A 15,564-nucleotide genomic window follows, 5' to 3' on the forward strand; every position below is an offset into this window, starting at 1 on the left:
GACACCTGCGGTCTGGGAGCTATCATGCGACGATGCTCTCGACCGCGAACACCCTGACGGAGGAGGCCGCGGGCCTCGCCGACCGTATCGTCGCCCTGCGCCGCGCCATCCATGCCGATCCGGAGATCGGGCTTCACAACCCCAGGACGCGGGACAAGATCCGGCAGGCCTTGGCGCATCTCCCGCTGGAATGGCGGGAAGGGCCGTCCACCACCGGGCTTGTCGCCACGCTCAAGGGCGGTGCGGGAGCCGGCGGCTGCGTCCTGCTGCGCGGCGATACCGATGCCTTGCCGATGCCGGAGGAAACCGGGCTGGACTTCGCGTCCACCAACCCCGGCGTCATGCACGCCTGCGGGCACGATACCCATGTCGCCATGCTGGCGGGGGCGGCGGAACTCCTGTCGGCCCGCCGCGAAAGCCTTGCCGGCGAAGTGCGCTTCATGTTCCAGCCGGGCGAGGAGGGCCATCACGGTGCCCGCTTCATGCTGGAGGACGGCCTGCTCGGCGGCGACGGTTTCGACCGCCCGCTGCCCGATGCGGCTTTCGCGCTCCACATCATGCCCAATGCCCCGCACGGCGTGATCGGCGGCCGCGCAGGGCCGTTGATGGCGGCGGCGGACGAACTGCGGATCACTATTACCGGGCGCGGCGGTCATGCCTCGATGCCGCACGACACGGTCGATCCGGTGCCGGTCGCCTGCGAGATCGTCATGGCCATCCAGACCATGGTCGCGCGCCGCTACAGCGTGTTCGATCCGGTGGTGGTGACGATCGCCAAGGTCGAGGCGGGAAGCGCGCACAACGTCATTCCAGACACCGCCCGGCTCACCGGCACGATGCGCACGCTGTCGGCGGCGAATCGCGCCCGGCTGAAGGAAGAACTGCCCCTGCTCGTCGCCGGTATCGCCGGAGCCCACGGGCTCAAGGGCGAGGTCGCGATTCTGGAAGGCTTCCCCGTGACCATATGCGATCCGCGCGCGGTGGACTTCGGAGAGGGCGTGGCTCGCGATCTCTACGGAGACACCGCGTTCCAGCGTCTGGCGGACCCGATCATGGGTGCGGAAGACTTCGCCTATGTCTTGGAGAAGGTGCCCGGCGCGATGTTCTTCCTGGGCGTGGCGGAGGACGGCGCAGACTGGAAGCATTGCTGCGGCATCCACTCGACGCGGATGATGGTGGACGAGAAGGCCCTGCCGCGCGGCTCCGCCTTCCTGGCCGGACTGGCGCAGAATTGGCTGACGCGAGGTTTCGGCTGAGGCCCTCAGGCCTTCACGTCGTCCCATTCGGGATGGCGCCGGAACGCCGCCACGACATAGCTGCACAAAGGCGCGATCTTGAAATGGTTCTCCCGCGCGTCGGCGACCATGGCTTCGACCAGCCGCGCCGCCACGCCGCGATTGCCGATCTCGGACGGCACCAGGGTATGGTCGGCGTAGTGCACCCCGTCACGGGCCTGCCAGGTGAGGTGGCCGGTGACGTCGCTGTCCGCGACATGGGCCTGGTATTCGCCGCCGGTGGCAGTCTCGTGCTTGGTGATGGTCAGGCCGACCATGGGCATGTCTCCTGAAAAAGGTCTGCTTGACGGCGCGTTCGTCCGCTTACAGGGGGATATGGTCATGAAATTCCTCTCCGACAACGCCGCACGGGTCCACCCGAGGGTATGGGACGCCATGATGGCGGCCGACGCTCCGGATTCGCCTTACGATAGCGACGCGCTCAGCGGCTTGCTGGACGAGCGCTTCTCTGCGCTGTTCGGGCGCGATTGCGCCGCGCTCTGGGTGGCGACCGGAACGGCGGCGAATTGCCTTGCGCTTTCCGCCATGGTGGAACCGCATGGAGCGGTGATCTGCCACCGCGAAGCCCATATCGAGATGGACGAAGGCGGCGCGCCCGGCTTCTACCTCCACGGCGCCAAGCTGCTGCTGGCCGATGGCGTGGGCGCCAAGATCACGTCCGAAGCGGTAGCCAAGGTGATCGACCCGATTCGCGATGGCGTGCACCAAGTGCAGCCGCACGCGATTTCGATCACCCAGGCGAGCGAATACGGGCGCGTCTACCGGCCCGAAGAACTGGCCGAACTGGCCCTGTTCGCGCGGGACAGGAATCTCGGCCTGCACATGGACGGCGCGCGCTTCGCCAATGCGGCGGCGTTCCTGGGCGGCGATGCGGCCCGGACGGCGGGAGATGTCGACGCCCTGAGCTTCGGCATGGTCAAGAACGGGGCGATGGGCGCGGAAGCGATCGTGTTCTTCGACCCTGCCATGGCCGACAAGGTTCGCTTCCGGCGCAAGCGGGCGGGGCACCTGCAATCGAAGGGCCGCTATCTGGCGGCGCAGATACTCGCCATGCTGGAAGGCGACCTCTGGCTGGATAATGCCCGCGCAGCCAACGCCGCCGCTGCCGAGATCGCCGACACGGCGAAAGAGCGCCTGCTCCATCCGGTGGAAGCGAACGAGATATTCCTGGCCACGACCGCCGTCGAGCGGCTGGCGCTGCGCGAGCAGGGCTTCGCCTTCTACGACTGGGGAGACGATGCCGCCCGGCTCGTCACCGCCTGGGATTCGCGCGAGGATCACGTCGCGGCCCTTGCCAATGCGATCGCAGCGCTGTGAACGGTCCCGTCGATAGCGCGCCGCGCTTCATGAAGCCGGCCGTTGCGCTGCCGTTCCTGGTCGTGGCGCTGATCTGGGGTTCCACCTGGTTCGTGATCACCGGCCAGATCGGGGAGGTGCCCGCAAGCTGGTCGGTCGCCTGGCGCTTCGTGCTGGCGACGCCGGCGATGTTCCTGGTGGCCGTGGTGATGCGGAAAAGCCTGAAGCTTGGCGCGGCGGGCCAGTGGCTGGCGCTGGCGGTTGGCGTGGCGCAGTTCTGCGGCAACTACAATTTCGTCTACCGCGCGGAGATGCACCTGACCTCCGGCATCGTCGCGGTGATGATCGGGCTGCTGCTGGTGCCCAATGCCATCCTTGCGCGATTGCTGCTGGGTCAGCCGATCACCGGGCGCTTCGCCATCGGCAGCCTGATCGCCATCGCCGGCCTGGCCCTGCTGCTGCTCCATGAGGCGCACGAGGCGCCGCTCGGCGGCAAGGTTCTGCTCGGCACCGTCTTCGCGCTGATCGCCATGCTCTGCGCCTCGGTGTCCAACGTGATCCAGGCCAACGAGACCGGCAAGGCGCTGCCGATGGTCAGCCTGCTGGCCTGGGCCATGCTCTACGGCACCTTGGCCGACGTCGGCATCGCCTGGGTGACTTCGGGGCCGCCCGTTATCCCCCGCGACCCGCTCTACTGGCTGGGCACCGCCTATCTGGCCATCCTCGGCTCGGTGGTGACCTTCCCGCTCTACTACACGCTGATCCGCCAGCTGGGCGCTGGCAAGGCCGCCTACAACGGTGTGATGGTGATCATCATCGCCATGCTGATCTCCACCGCGTTCGAGGGCTATCGCTGGTCGCTGCTGGCGATTGCCGGGGCCGCGCTGGCCACCGTAGGCCTGGTCGTGGCGCTCAAGGCGCGCAGTCCTTCGCGATAGGTCGGGAAGCGGGGCTTCCAGCCGAGCACGCGCCGGGCCTTGCCGTTCGCCACGCGCCGGTTCTCGGCATAGAATCCGCGCGCCATGGGCGAGAGCTGCGCCTCCTCCATGGACTGGAGCGGCGGCAGTGGCAGGCCGAGAAGACGGCAGGCTTCCTCGACCAGGATGTTCTGGCCGCAGGGCAGGTCGTCCGCGAGATTGTAGGCCCCGACAGGCCCTGTCAGCCCGGCGATCACCCCGGCGGCGATGTCCTCCACGTGGACCCGGCTGAAGACCTGCCCCGGCAGATCGATCCGGTGGGCGCGGCCCTGCCTTACCCGATCCAGCACCGAGCGGCCCGGTCCGTAGATGCCGGGGAGGCGGTAGACCCGCGCGCCGAGCGCCAGCCATTCCGCATCCGCCTCTGCCCGCGCGGTGCGGCGGCCGGTGCCGACCGGTGCGCTTTCGTCCACCCAGGCGCCGCCGGTGTCGCCGTAGACTCCGGTGGAGGAGAGATAGGAGAGCGGAATACCCTTCAGCGCATCGCCATAGCGCTCCAGCACCGGGTCGAGCGGCTCTCCCCGCCCTTCGCTACCGGGCGGAACCGAGGAGAGCACATGATCGGCATCGGCCAGCGCCAGCCGCACGTTGCCCTCGTCCTCGAACGAGAGCGTGCCCTCGCTGCCGGTGGAGATCACTTCCCACCCATCTTCAACAGCCCGGCAAGCGATGACCTTCGCGGTATAGCCCAGTCCGAAGATGAAAAGGCGCTTCGGCAGGGCGGGGGACATCGGGGCATTCCTTTCGTTTCGTTTCGGCGGTGAATTCGTCGCGCCGTCTCTGGCATTCGAGGAACAAGGCTCTAATTTAGCGACATGGACATTGCCAGCACCCCCGCCACGCCCGATACCGAAGCGCAGATCGCCGATGCGGCACTCGCGCCGCAAGCTCCGCCGGTCATTCGCCGCGAAGACTATCAGCCGCCGGCCTGGCTGGTGCCGCAGATCGCACTCGACTTCCGGCTGGGCGTGGACGAAACCCACATCACCGCCAGCCTGTCCGTCCGCCGCAATTCGAACGGAAACGGTGCTTCGACCCTGCACCTGAACGGCGACCAGCTTACCCCGCTGGCCGTGCGCGTCGATGGCGAGGCGGTGAACGACTGGCGCATGGACGGCGCCGACCTGCTGGTCGAACTCAGCGGCGATGCGCATGAGGTGGAGATCGAAACTGCCGTCAATCCGGCGGCGAACAGCCAGCTCATGGGCCTCTACGCCTCGAACGGCATGCTCTGCACCCAGTGCGAGGCCGAGGGCTTCCGCCGCATCACTTTCTTCCCGGACCGGCCGGACGTGCTCTCGACCTACTCGGTGCGGATGAGCGGCGACAAGGCGCAGTTCCCGATCCTGCTCGCCAACGGCAACTGCACCGCGACGGGCGAAGGAGAAGACGGCACCCACTGGGCAGAATGGCACGATCCCTGGCCCAAGCCGAGCTACCTTTTCGCGCTCGTCGCGGGCGATCTCGTGGCCAACCACGCCGCATTCACCACGCGTTCCGGCCGCAAGGTCGATCTCAACATCTGGGTCCGTTCGGGCGACGAGCAGCGCACCAGCCACGCCATGGATTCGCTGATCCACTCGATGAAGTGGGACGAAGACGCCTTCGGCCGCGAATACGACCTCGACCTGTTCAACATCGTCGCCGTATCCGACTTCAACATGGGCGCGATGGAGAACAAGGGCCTCAACGTCTTCAACACCCGCTACGTCCTTGCCGACCCGGAAACCGCCACCGATGCCGATTATGACGGCATCGAAAGCGTGATCGGCCACGAATATTTCCACAACTGGTCCGGCAACCGCGTCACCTGCCGGGACTGGTTCCAGCTTTCCCTCAAGGAAGGCTTCACGGTGCTGCGCGACCAGCTGTTCAGCGCCGACATGGGCAGCGAAGCGGTGAAGCGCATCGAGGACGTACGCGTCCTGCGCTCGGCCCAGTTCCCCGAAGATTCGGGCCCGCTCGCCCATCCGATCCGCCCTGATTCCTATCAGGAGATCAGCAACTTCTACACCGCCACCGTCTACAACAAGGGCGCCGAGGTGATCCGCATGATGCGGACGATGGCTGGGCCGGAGAAGTTCCGCCAGGGCACCGACCTCTATTTCGACCGGCACGACGGCGAGGCGGCGACCTGCGAGGACTTCGTCAAGGCGATCGAGGACGGCACCCGACTCGATCTGGCGCAGTTCCGTCTCTGGTATTCGCAGGCAGGCACGCCGCAAGTGGCCGTGGAACTGGCGCACGAGGGGAGCACGGCGACGCTGACCCTCACCCAGATCGTGCCCGCCACCCCCGGCCAGCCCGAGAAGCAGCCGGTGCCGATCCCGCTGCGCCTGGCCCTGTTCGACCGCGACAGCGGGCGCCACGCGGGCGAGCAGTTGATCGTGTTCGACAAGGACAGCCAGAGCTTCGCCTTCGAGGGCTTCGCACGGCCGCCCGTCGTTTCGATCAATCGCGGCTTTTCGGCGCCGGTCGCCATCGACATGGAGCGCACCAACGAGGATCTGGTATTCCTCGCCGCGCATGACGACGATCCCTTTGCCCGTTACGAGGCGATGCAGAGCTTGGTGGTCCAGCACCTGGTGGCAGCGGTCGGCGGTGGCCTCACCGATTCCGCGCGTGCCGAAGGGCGCAGGGCGATCGGCGAGGCCTACGCCGCCGTGCTCGCGGACGAGGCGCTGGACGACCTGATGCGCGGCGAACTGATGGTCCTGCCCGGCGTCGCCTATCTCGCGGAGCAAGTGCTGGTGGCCGATCCCGCCGCCATCCACGACGAGCGTGAGGGGTTGAAGGCCTGGCTCGGCCGCGAACTCGGCGAACTGCTCGGCACGCTTCACGATCGCGTTTCCGCCGTGCCCTACGGCCGCGATGCCGCCGCGCGCGGGGCTCGCAAGACCAAGGGACAGGCGCTCGTGCTGATCGCATCGGGCGATGCCGCCGAAGGCGCCCGCCGCGCCATTGCGCAGTACCGCGCGGCCGACAACATGACCGACCGCCAGTCGGCGCTGAGCGTGCTCTGCAATATCGAGGGCCCCGAACGCGAAGAGGCACTGGCCGATTTCCACCGCCGCTACCAGGGCAATGCCCTTGTCATCGACAAGTGGTTCGCCCTTCAGGCAGGCTCGTTCCATCCGCAAGTGCTGGACCATATTGAGGCGCTCTCCCGGCATCCGGACTTCACGCTGAACAACCCCAATCGCGTCCGCGCGCTCTACATGTCGGCGGCGGTGAACCCGAAGGCGTTCCACGACGGCGGGGGCGCAGGCTACCGCATGATCGGCGAACTGATCCGCAAGCTCGATCCGATCAACCCGCAAACCACCGCGCGTTTCGTGCCCCAGCTCGGGCGCTGGCGCCGGATCGAACCCAAGCGCGCCGCCATGATGCGCGCTGAACTGGAAAAGATCGCCGCCGAAACCGGCCTTTCGCGCGACGTGCGCGAGCAGGTGGGCAAAAGCCTTGGCTGATCTCGGCGATGCGGTCGAGGTCAACCGCGCGGAGGTTCTGGCCGGGCTGCCGCACGGCTTTCTGGGCCGTCGCGGCGGTGTAAGCATCGGCGAGGCGGAAGGCCTCAATGTCGGGCTCGGCTCCGGAGACGAGCCGGCGGCGGTGGCCGAAAACCGCCGCCGCGCGGCCGAAGCCGTCTTGCCGGGCGCTTCGCTCGCCTCGGTCTATCAGGTACATTCGCCCGACTGCGTGATCCTGGGCAATGCGCTGTGGAGCGATGCCGAGCGTCCCCATGCCGACGCCCTCGTCACCGATCGGCCGGGCGTGTTGATCGGCGTGGTCACGGCAGACTGCGCGCCGGTGCTGCTGGCAGACCGCGAGGCGGGCGTGATCGGCGCTGCCCATGCGGGCTGGAAAGGCGCCATCGACGGGGTGACGGACAGCACTATCGCCCAGATGATATCGCTCGGCGCCGAACGCTCCCGCATCGTCGCGGCGGTCGGCCCGTGCATCTCGCAGGCCTCCTACGAGGTGGACGGCGCATTCCGCGACCGCTTTCTCGACCGGGATGAAGAAAACGCCCGGTTCTTCGCCCAAGGCCGCGACGAACACTGGCAGTTCGCCTTGGAACTTTATGTAGCGACACGGCTGGAATCCGCCGGAATCGCCAAGGTCGAGCGGCTCGGCCTCGATACCTATTCAGCGCCGGAGCGTTTCTATTCCTATCGCCGTGCCACCCACCGCCAGGAGGCAAGCTACGGACGCCAGATTTCGCTGATTGCAATGGGCTGACCCTGCTCCATCCGGCAGGGTCGCCGGATGGTTATACCTTGAATTCCTTGACGACCATCCGCCGGCTGCATAACCAAAAACACGGTTGGCAGGGCAGGCTTCCCTGTATATCAGAACCCCAAAGTCGGTATTCGTCTTGGGTCGCTCCCAAGGCATCCAGCCGTCAACGGGGGGCCGTTACGGGGATACCAGACAAAAAATAGAATTGGTCAGGAATCTGGGCTTGCTTCCGGAATCCCGGGAGTAGGTTTGTCAATAACAAGGCAAGGGCAATCATGGCAGAAGCAGATGGCGTGCGGCGGCGCGATTTCATCAATATCGCCGCTGTAAGCGCGGCGGGTGTCGCCGGCGTGGGCATCGTCGTCCCGCTGGTCAGCCAGATGTCCGCATCGGCGGACGTTCTCGCGGCGTCCTCCACGGAAGTCGACATTTCCTCGATCCAGCCCGGACAGGCCATCAAGGCGATCTTCCGCAAGCAGCCCGTCTTCGTGCGCAACCTGACGGCGCATGAGATCGCGGAAGCAAACAAGGTGGATGTCTCCTCGCTCCGCGATCCGCAGACGCTTGAGGAACGCACCAAGGAAGGCAAGGAAAACTGGCTCATCACCATGGGCGTCTGCACCCATCTGGGCTGCGTTCCGCTCGGAGCCGGCGAGGGCGAATCCAAGGGTGAGTTCGGCGGCTACTTCTGCCCCTGCCACGGCTCTTCCTATGACACGGCCGCCCGTATCCGTAAGGGCCCTGCGCCCAAGAACCTCGAGGTTCCGGAATACGCCTTCACCACCGACACGGTCGTAAAGATCGGTTGAGGCCAAGAGAGAGGATCAAGAACATGAGCTTTCCCTGGGCCAAGGAATACAAGCCGAGCCACCCCTTCATGCAGTGGATGGATCAAAGGCTGCCCCTGCCGCGCCTCGTCTACAACGCTGTCGGCGCCGGCTATCCCGTTCCGCGCAACCTCAACTATTTCTGGAACTTCGGTTTCCTGGCCGCGCTCTGCCTCGGCTTGCAGATCGTCACCGGCATCGTCATGGCCATGCACTACGCGGCCAACACGCAAGTGGCGTTCGACACCATCGAGCAGACCGTCCGCGACGTGAACTGGGGCTGGATGATGCGCTATGCGCATGCCAACGGCGCCTCGGCCTTCTTCGTCGTGATCTACATCCACATCTTCCGCGGCTTCTTCTACGGGTCGTACAAGGCCCCGCGCGAGATGGTGTGGCTGCTGGGCGTGGTGATCTTCCTGCTGATGATGGCCACGGCCTTCATGGGCTACGTCCTGCCCTGGGGCCAGATGAGCTTCTGGGGCGCCAAGGTCATCACCGGCCTGTTCGGCGCGATCCCCTTCGTGGGCGAACCGCTCCAGCAGTGGCTGCTCGGCGGCTTCGCGCCGGATAACGCCGCGCTCAACCGCTTCTTCTCGCTGCACTATCTCCTGCCCTTCGTGATCGTAGGCGTGGTGATCCTGCATATCTGGGCGCTGCACATTCCCGGCTCGTCCAATCCTACCGGCGTGGAAGTGAAGACCGAGAGCGACACCGTACCGTTCTACCCCTATTATGTCGCCAAGGACGGCTGGGCGATCGGGGTCTTCGCGATCCTGTTCTGCGCCGCTCTGTTCTTCTTCCCGAACGCGCTGGGCCACCCGGACAACTACATTCCGGCCAACCCGATGAGCACGCCCGCGCACATCGTCCCCGAATGGTACTTCTGGCCGTTCTACGCGATCCTGCGCGCCTTCACCCAGGACTTCTTCTTCATCCCGGCCAAGCTGATGGGCGTGCTGGCGATGTTCGGTGCGATCCTCGTGTGGTTCTTCCTGCCCTGGCTCGACCGTTCGCCGGTCCGCTCGGGCTCGTTCCGCCCGCTCTACCGGAAGTTCTTCTTCTTCGGCCTGATCCCGGCGATGGCGGTGCTGTTCTACTGCGGCGGCGCTCCGGCCGAGGAGCCCTACGTGATGCTCAGCCAGATCGCGGCGCTCTATTACTTTGCACACTTCCTGATCGTGATCCCGATCGTTTCGGCCATCGAAAAGCCGGATCCGCTGCCTTTCTCCATCACGGAATCGGTGCTCGGCCACGACGAAGGCGCGAAACTGCGCCCCGCCCATGGCGCCACCGAAGCCGTCCACGGCGACGTGTGATCAACAGCTAGAGCGAAAGACGAAAGACATGGCACGCATTCTCTCGATCCTCGTCGGGCTGTTCTTCACGGTGGCGCTGGCGTGGTCCTTCGGCAAAGGGGCCTACCAGGAGATCACCGAACCGGCAGCCGCAACCGCCGAGCACGAATTCCACCTGCATCCGAAGGAAGTGCATTTCGCCAGCGACGGTGGATTCGGCAAGTTCGACCGCCAGCAGCTCCAGCGCGGCTTCCAGGTCTACAAGGAAGTCTGTGCCGCCTGCCACGCGCTGCGCCACGTGGCGTTCCGCGACCTTGCGGCGCTGGGCTACAACGACGCCGAAGTGAAGGCCATCGCCAAGGGCTTCCAGGTTCCGGTCTACAACAACGGCACGGGCGAAGTGGAAACCCGCGAAGGCGTGGCCACCGACTACTTCCCGCCCGTGCTCTATGCCGGGCAGGGCACGCCTCCCGACCTCTCGCTGATGGCCAAGGCGCGCCACGACGGCGCGGCCTACGTCTACTCGCTGCTGACCGGCTATCAGAACCAGCCCGCCGAACTGCTGAAGAAGTTCCCGGACGCGAAGACGCCGGACGGCCTGCACTACAATCCGTACTTCGCGAACCTCAACCTCGCGATGCCGCCGCCACTGACCGGCGAAGGACAGGTTACCTACAGCGACGGTACCAAGGCGAATGTCGATCAGATGGCCAAGGACGTCTCGGCCTTCCTGATCTGGACTGCGGAGCCGAAGCTGGAGAAGCGCAAGCAGACCGGCTGGGTGGTGCTGGGCTTCCTGCTCTTCGCCACGATCCTGGGCTACATGTCGTACCGCAATATCTGGGCCGGCAAGAAGCACTGAGGCTTCTACCATCTTGCTCAAGCGAAAGGGCCCCGTCATCCTGCGATGACGGGGCCCTTTCGTTTACCCATTCAAGCCCGTAAGAACGGCGACCATGACCCTCGATGAAATCAAGGCGCTGGTGCGCACCGTGCCGGACTTCCCCAAGCCCGGCATCCTGTTCCGCGACGTGACCACGCTGGTCGGCAACGGCCCCGGCTTCGCCGCGGCGGTCGATCTGATGGCGGATACGGTCAAGGCCTCCGGTGCAGACGTGATCGCGGGCGTAGAGGCACGCGGGTTCATTTTCGGCGCCGCGATCGCAGCCCGGCTGGGCCTGGGCTTCGTTTCGATCCGCAAGCCGGGCAAGCTGCCGGTGCCGGTCATCGCTATCGACTACGCGCTGGAATACGGCACGGACACACTGGAAGTAGACCCCGAGGCCGTTGGCGAGGGCCATCACGTGATCCTCGTCGATGACCTCCTGGCCACCGGCGGCACCGCACTCGCCGCCGTCGAACTTCTGCGCCGGGCAGGTGCGAGGGTCGAACACGCACTCTTCGCCATCGATCTACCCGACCTGGGCGGTTCCGAACGCCTGCGTACGGCCGGCATCACACCGCATGCCCTTCTGGACTATCCCGGCCACTGAACGCCTTGGCGTTGCAACCTGCCGATAAGTTTCAACGAAAGCGTTGACGAGAGCCCCGCTCCCGTGGCAATCGGCTGCCACGACGCTACTGGGCAGCCTCACGATAGGTGGCTCCCTCGATGAGCGGGTATAGCTTAGTGGTAAAGCTCCAGCCTTCCAAGCTGGCTATGCGGGTTCGATTCCCGCTACCCGCTCCAGTGCGCGTCTCAAACGTGCTCATAAAGAGCCGTGAATGGCTGTTTTCTGCGGTTTTTGACTGATACAATGTCCGGGCAGTTCCGGATATGTTTCATGCCGTCTCAGTCAAAGTTGGCGCCATATGTGGACCTGCAGTTCTCTTGAGCTGACGGAGGTCCACTCACAATGGCAGGCGAATCATCCAAATCCGGTCTCTCGGCCACGACGGTCGATAGAGCTCGCCCACACGAAAAAGCGTACAAGCTTTCTGACCGCGACGGGCTCTATCTGCTCGTGAAGCCATCCGGCGCCCGCTACTGGCGGATGAACTTCAAACTTCACCAACTCCAGCGTACGGCTTCCTTCGGACGTTACCCCGAAGTCAGTCTCGCAGAGGCCCGCCAGCGGCTGCTTGAAGCGCGGCGCCTGCTGAAGCAGGGCATCGATCCTGTCCATCAAGCCAAGCTGGACAAGGTCGCCGCCTCCATCGCTGCCGGAAACACCTTCCGGCTTATCGCGGAGGAATGGCTTGAAAAGATGCGGCTGGAAGAGCGATCGCCCAAGTCGATCAGGAAATGCGAATGGCAGGTCAGCCTGGTCCTGCCTGACATCGGCAATAGGCCGATTTCCCAGATCACCGCGCATGAGGTGCTCCTCTCGCTCAAGAAGATCGAGCGTACGCGGAAATTCTACACCGCCATGAGCGTAAGGGCTTTGTGCGGCCAGATTTTCCGGTTCGCCGTCGCCACCGCACGGGCGGAACGGGACGTCTGCGTCGATCTGCGCGGCGCATTGGTAACGCCCAAGGTCGTGCACCGCCCGGCGGTCACGATGCCCAAACAGGTCGGCGCGCTCATGCGTGCGATTCACGACTACGACGGGGCACGCTATACGAACATCGCTCTGCGGCTGCTCGCTCACACCTTTGTCCGCCCGGGAGAACTGCGACACGCCGAATGGGGCGAGTTCGATCTCGAGCGGGCGGTCTGGAGCATCCCACCGCACAAGATGAAGATGCGACGGCCCCACACCATTCCACTTTCCCAGCAGGCGCTCGCCATCATTTCGGAGATCGATCATGGAGAGAACTTCAGCACGTATCTGTTCCCTTCGATCCGCTCGACCAAGCGTCCCATGTCAGACAACACCATCAATGCGGCACTGCGCCGGATGGGCTACGAGAAAGATCAGATGACGGCGCACGGGTTTCGGGCGATGGCTGCAACCCTTCTCAACGAGATGGGCAACTGGAATCCCGATGCGATCGAGCGACAGCTGGCTCACGCCGAACCGAATTCGGTGCGACGGGCCTATACCCGCGGTCAGCACTGGGACGAACGCGTGCGGATGATGCAGCACTGGTCGGATTATCTGGATCAGCTACGCGGCGGTGCGGAAATCATTCGCCCGCAATTCGGCAGAAGAGATCCGAAGCTGACGTTGGTTTAGTGCGGGAGAGCGGGAATCGCGGCGAGGGCGACACGAGGGCGGCCGGGGTCCATGCCGAGGCACCGACCCAGGACTCAAGGGCTGATAATATAGGACCATCTTCCCTTACTTGCCTGAACGGCGTGATTGCAGTCGTCATCAGCGGCGCGGTTATGAGCAAGATGACGCTCACAGCTCGTTCCGCCCCTAAGCGGCCGTTTGCTATATAATGTAACGGATCATCAGGGCATCTTGTGGGTTATTTTTTACATCACAGAAGAAGAGCTGCTTTGATGAATCGATATCGATCCATGCTTGTCGCTATGACCGCCCTCATCATGCCGGTCGCGGCCAAGGCGCAGGATCATAATTATCTTCCCGGTTGGGCAGACACGCACAACCATCGCTATAAAGGAAATAGTGACAGCGAATGGGCGGCTAAAACTGAGCTTTTTAACAAGCTAGGCGCCGCAGGTCCCGAGGCGCGTTGCACTCTCAAGAACTTGTCCGAGTCTGATGGCAACGTTATCGTGAACCGCTATCGCAGCATAAGCCGGAAGACCAATGAAAGCGCTGCGCTGCGATGGGCGCAAGGACAAGTTTCTGTACACCATCGGCAGATGAGGAGAGCTGGGAAGTGCTGAGCATGCCTGGTAACTGATCGGCAGCTACCCACCCCTTCCAGTTTCTCTCCGCGCGCCGTTGGCCCTCTATCAGCGGACAGGCAGCTTACCATAGCCCGACAGGAAAAAGCGGTCTGGCAGTTCGCGCTCCGTTGCGGACAACGGGGCGCGCTGTCGAAAATGCTTACAAACAATCGGCCCGTTACGCCTTTTCGCGGATCAGAGTTCAGGTGAGGTTCTTACGGACCCATTCGGCCATCGTCGTTCCGGGCCGACCGACAACTGTCTGAACGTCGTCGCGCACCACTGCTTGGTATTCCAGCTTCCCAGCGTCGGCCAGTTCCATCGTGATCGTCGCGCTTTCCATGTAATAGCGTGCGCCCGTGTCGCTGATCGATGACCCGAAAGCTTTCTGAGCCGCAGGATCGAGAGGCTGATAGCTAATCTCTTTGCCGAGTTCTTTGGAAAGTATCGCTGCAACCTCGGTTCCGCGCAGCACCTCGACACTCAAATAGTAGTCCTTGCCACCGTGCCTTTCCGGCCCCTCACGAAGAACGGTGGCAGCAACTGCGGCAATGTCCGCCGTACATGCCCAGCCAACGGACACATCGCCCGGATAGCCCATGAAGGAGCCAGTCTCTCGAACTGATGGCGTTCTTGCTAACATCGTGTCGGTTATGACGTTGGGGTGTAGATTAGTCCAAGCGATGCCACTGGCCGCGACGTACGCCTCGATCAGGTCGTGCCAAGCGAAATGCGGCTGAAGGTCCCGCCGCGACGTGAACACGCCCAAATGGACGATGTGGGTAACATCCGCGTCCAGCGCGGCATCAACAAGCCTTTTGCTTTGGAACAGCATGTCTGCGGTGTAGCCGGTCAGCAGGAATATTCGATCGACACCCGCGAGCGCACTGGCGAACGTGGCCGCGTCGTCTAGGTCGAGCACAACAGCATCCCGACCTTCGCTACGCCATTTCTCAGCCGTAACTTGTTTGCTGGTAGATAGCCGCACCAGCAAACCTTCGCTGTTGGCGTCCAACTCACGAACGACTTGCGACCCTACATTTCCGGTCGCGCCTAAAACGAGCACTCTGGGGACCACGGATATCCTCCTCAACGTTAGCCCGTACCTACCTAATGCCCGGATGTGTCACAGCAAGTCTTTTTTGTCACTGGATGACAAGATTGTCTTGTGGTAACTGTTTCGTATGGCAAAAGTTTCTAACTCACGAGAGATCGCGCGCCGCGCTATCAGGGAAGAAATAGCCCGAGCCGCGCTCACGCGTTTCCAGCAACAAGGTTTTGAGAAGACGACTGTGGAGGAAATCGCAGGGGACGTCGGCCTCTCCGCGCGGACATACTTCCGGTACTTCGCATCCAAGGATGATGTGCTTCTTGAACCGTCATCCGCTTTCCAAGTCGCTTTTCTCAGAGAATTTTCCGAACACATCGCGGAAAACACCCTCTGGAGATCACTTGAGTTGACCCTTCGACAGACAGCCCTCGCCTGTGATCCAGAGGCGTCTTGTCACGGCGGGTTTGATGTTCAGGAGTTTATACGGCAAACCCCTGCCTTGCTGGCGCGACAGCTAGCGTTGATGGAAGCTCTTCAACTAGAAGCGGCGAACATTTATCTCGCGAATGCGTCTAAAAATGAAAACCATGACAATATAACGGTACAGGCAACTGTGCGGTGTGCCTTCGCCTGTTTACAGGCGCTGGAAAATCACTTGCCGAAGGGCAGACAAGATGAGGAGGCTAGTGCTACATTGACACTTTTGATGGATCATATGATGCCGTGTGTATTGGCTTGGGATAAGCGCCCATAGTCAGCAATCCCGTCATTTGCCGAGTTCCGGGAGATCAAACGGTCCGCTTTCAACCCCTTTCAGCCTTTCCCGGCGCTGC

15 protein-coding genes and 1 tRNA gene are annotated in these 15,564 nt (G+C 63.6%); 13 read left to right on the top strand and 3 right to left on the bottom strand.

Features of this window, described 5'->3' with window-relative positions; all coding sequences use genetic code 11:
• Nucleotides 1-32 precede the first annotated feature (32 nt).
• Entirely contained in the window at nt 33-1,256 is a 1,224-nt protein-coding gene (locus ACI3K3_RS11580; RefSeq protein WP_404913812.1) for a M20 family metallopeptidase, read from the top strand.
• Between the two features lie 5 nt (nt 1,257-1,261).
• Here ACI3K3_RS11580 and ACI3K3_RS11585 read toward each other — a convergent pair whose 3' ends face one another.
• A complete protein-coding gene (locus tag ACI3K3_RS11585; protein ID WP_404913813.1) occupies nt 1,262-1,552 on the bottom strand; it encodes a GNAT family N-acetyltransferase in 291 nt (96 codons plus the stop codon).
• Nucleotides 1,553-1,616: 64 nt separating this feature from the next.
• Between ACI3K3_RS11585 and ACI3K3_RS11590 the strand changes: the two genes are divergently transcribed.
• Together ACI3K3_RS11590 and ACI3K3_RS11595 are read left to right on the top strand one after the other, a co-directional pair.
• Nucleotides 1,617-2,612 (top strand): threonine aldolase family protein, encoded by a 996-nt coding sequence (locus ACI3K3_RS11590; RefSeq protein WP_404913814.1) that lies wholly within the window; start codon nt 1,617-1,619, stop codon nt 2,610-2,612.
• 29 nt (nt 2,613-2,641) lie between these two features.
• Nucleotides 2,642-3,529, top strand: coding sequence for a DMT family transporter (locus ACI3K3_RS11595; RefSeq protein WP_404913868.1), 888 nt, complete (start codon nt 2,642-2,644; stop codon nt 3,527-3,529).
• Here the strand turns inward: ACI3K3_RS11595 and ACI3K3_RS11600 are convergent.
• Nucleotides 3,439-4,299 (bottom strand): SDR family NAD(P)-dependent oxidoreductase, encoded by an 861-nt coding sequence (locus ACI3K3_RS11600; RefSeq protein ID WP_404913815.1) that lies wholly within the window; start codon nt 4,297-4,299, stop codon nt 3,439-3,441. The genes ACI3K3_RS11595 and ACI3K3_RS11600 overlap by 91 nt on opposite strands.
• 84 nt (nt 4,300-4,383) lie before the next feature.
• Here ACI3K3_RS11600 and pepN point away from each other — a divergent pair, with 84 nt between their 5' ends.
• The 9 genes from pepN (at nt 4,384) to ACI3K3_RS11645 (ending at nt 13,677) form a co-directional block, all read left to right on the top strand.
• On the top strand, nt 4,384-7,038 hold the full coding sequence (pepN, locus tag ACI3K3_RS11605; RefSeq protein ID WP_404913816.1) for an aminopeptidase N: 2,655 nt from the start codon (nt 4,384-4,386) through the stop codon (nt 7,036-7,038).
• The gene (pgeF, locus tag ACI3K3_RS11610; protein ID WP_404913817.1) at nt 7,031-7,810 is read left to right on the top strand and encodes a peptidoglycan editing factor PgeF; all 780 of its coding nucleotides are present in this window, start codon (nt 7,031-7,033) and stop codon (nt 7,808-7,810) included. The genes pepN and pgeF overlap by 8 nt, the downstream gene beginning before the upstream one ends.
• Nucleotides 7,811-8,085: 275 nt before the next feature.
• Nucleotides 8,086-8,619 carry a ubiquinol-cytochrome c reductase iron-sulfur subunit gene (petA, locus tag ACI3K3_RS11615; protein ID WP_313435530.1) on the top strand — a complete coding sequence of 178 codons (534 nt, stop codon included), beginning with the start codon at nt 8,086-8,088 and terminating at the stop codon, nt 8,617-8,619.
• A gap of 23 nt (nt 8,620-8,642) precedes the next feature.
• Nucleotides 8,643-9,956, top strand: coding sequence for a cytochrome bc complex cytochrome b subunit (locus ACI3K3_RS11620; RefSeq protein WP_404913818.1), 1,314 nt, complete (start codon nt 8,643-8,645; stop codon nt 9,954-9,956).
• Nucleotides 9,957-9,984: 28 nt separating this feature from the next.
• The gene (locus ACI3K3_RS11625) at nt 9,985-10,797 is read left to right on the top strand and encodes a cytochrome c1 (protein ID WP_404913819.1); all 813 of its coding nucleotides are present in this window, start codon (nt 9,985-9,987) and stop codon (nt 10,795-10,797) included.
• Between the two features lie 94 nt (nt 10,798-10,891).
• Complete coding sequence (locus ACI3K3_RS11630) at nt 10,892-11,428, top strand: adenine phosphoribosyltransferase (RefSeq protein ID WP_404913820.1); 537 nt, start codon at nt 10,892-10,894, stop codon at nt 11,426-11,428.
• Nucleotides 11,429-11,551: 123 nt separating this feature from the next.
• A tRNA-Gly gene (locus ACI3K3_RS11635) sits at nt 11,552-11,625 on the top strand.
• Nucleotides 11,626-11,791: 166 nt separating this feature from the next.
• Complete coding sequence (locus ACI3K3_RS11640) at nt 11,792-13,054, top strand: tyrosine-type recombinase/integrase (RefSeq protein WP_404913821.1); 1,263 nt, start codon at nt 11,792-11,794, stop codon at nt 13,052-13,054.
• A gap of 302 nt (nt 13,055-13,356) precedes the next feature.
• On the top strand, nt 13,357-13,677 hold the full coding sequence (locus ACI3K3_RS11645; protein WP_404913822.1) for a hypothetical protein: 321 nt from the start codon (nt 13,357-13,359) through the stop codon (nt 13,675-13,677).
• A gap of 205 nt (nt 13,678-13,882) precedes the next feature.
• On the opposite strand, the gene ACI3K3_RS11650 is transcribed toward ACI3K3_RS11645, so the two are convergent.
• Complete coding sequence (locus tag ACI3K3_RS11650) at nt 13,883-14,758, bottom strand: NmrA family NAD(P)-binding protein (RefSeq protein ID WP_404913823.1); 876 nt, start codon at nt 14,756-14,758, stop codon at nt 13,883-13,885.
• A gap of 106 nt (nt 14,759-14,864) precedes the next feature.
• On the opposite strand from ACI3K3_RS11650, the gene ACI3K3_RS11655 reads away from it, so the two are divergent.
• Complete coding sequence (locus ACI3K3_RS11655; RefSeq protein ID WP_404913824.1) at nt 14,865-15,485, top strand: TetR/AcrR family transcriptional regulator; 621 nt, start codon at nt 14,865-14,867, stop codon at nt 15,483-15,485.
• Nucleotides 15,486-15,564: the final 79 nt, after the last annotated feature.

The organism is Novosphingobium sp. ZW T3_23, assembly GCF_044987305.1.
GTDB lineage: Bacteria > Pseudomonadota > Alphaproteobacteria > Sphingomonadales > Sphingomonadaceae > Novosphingobium.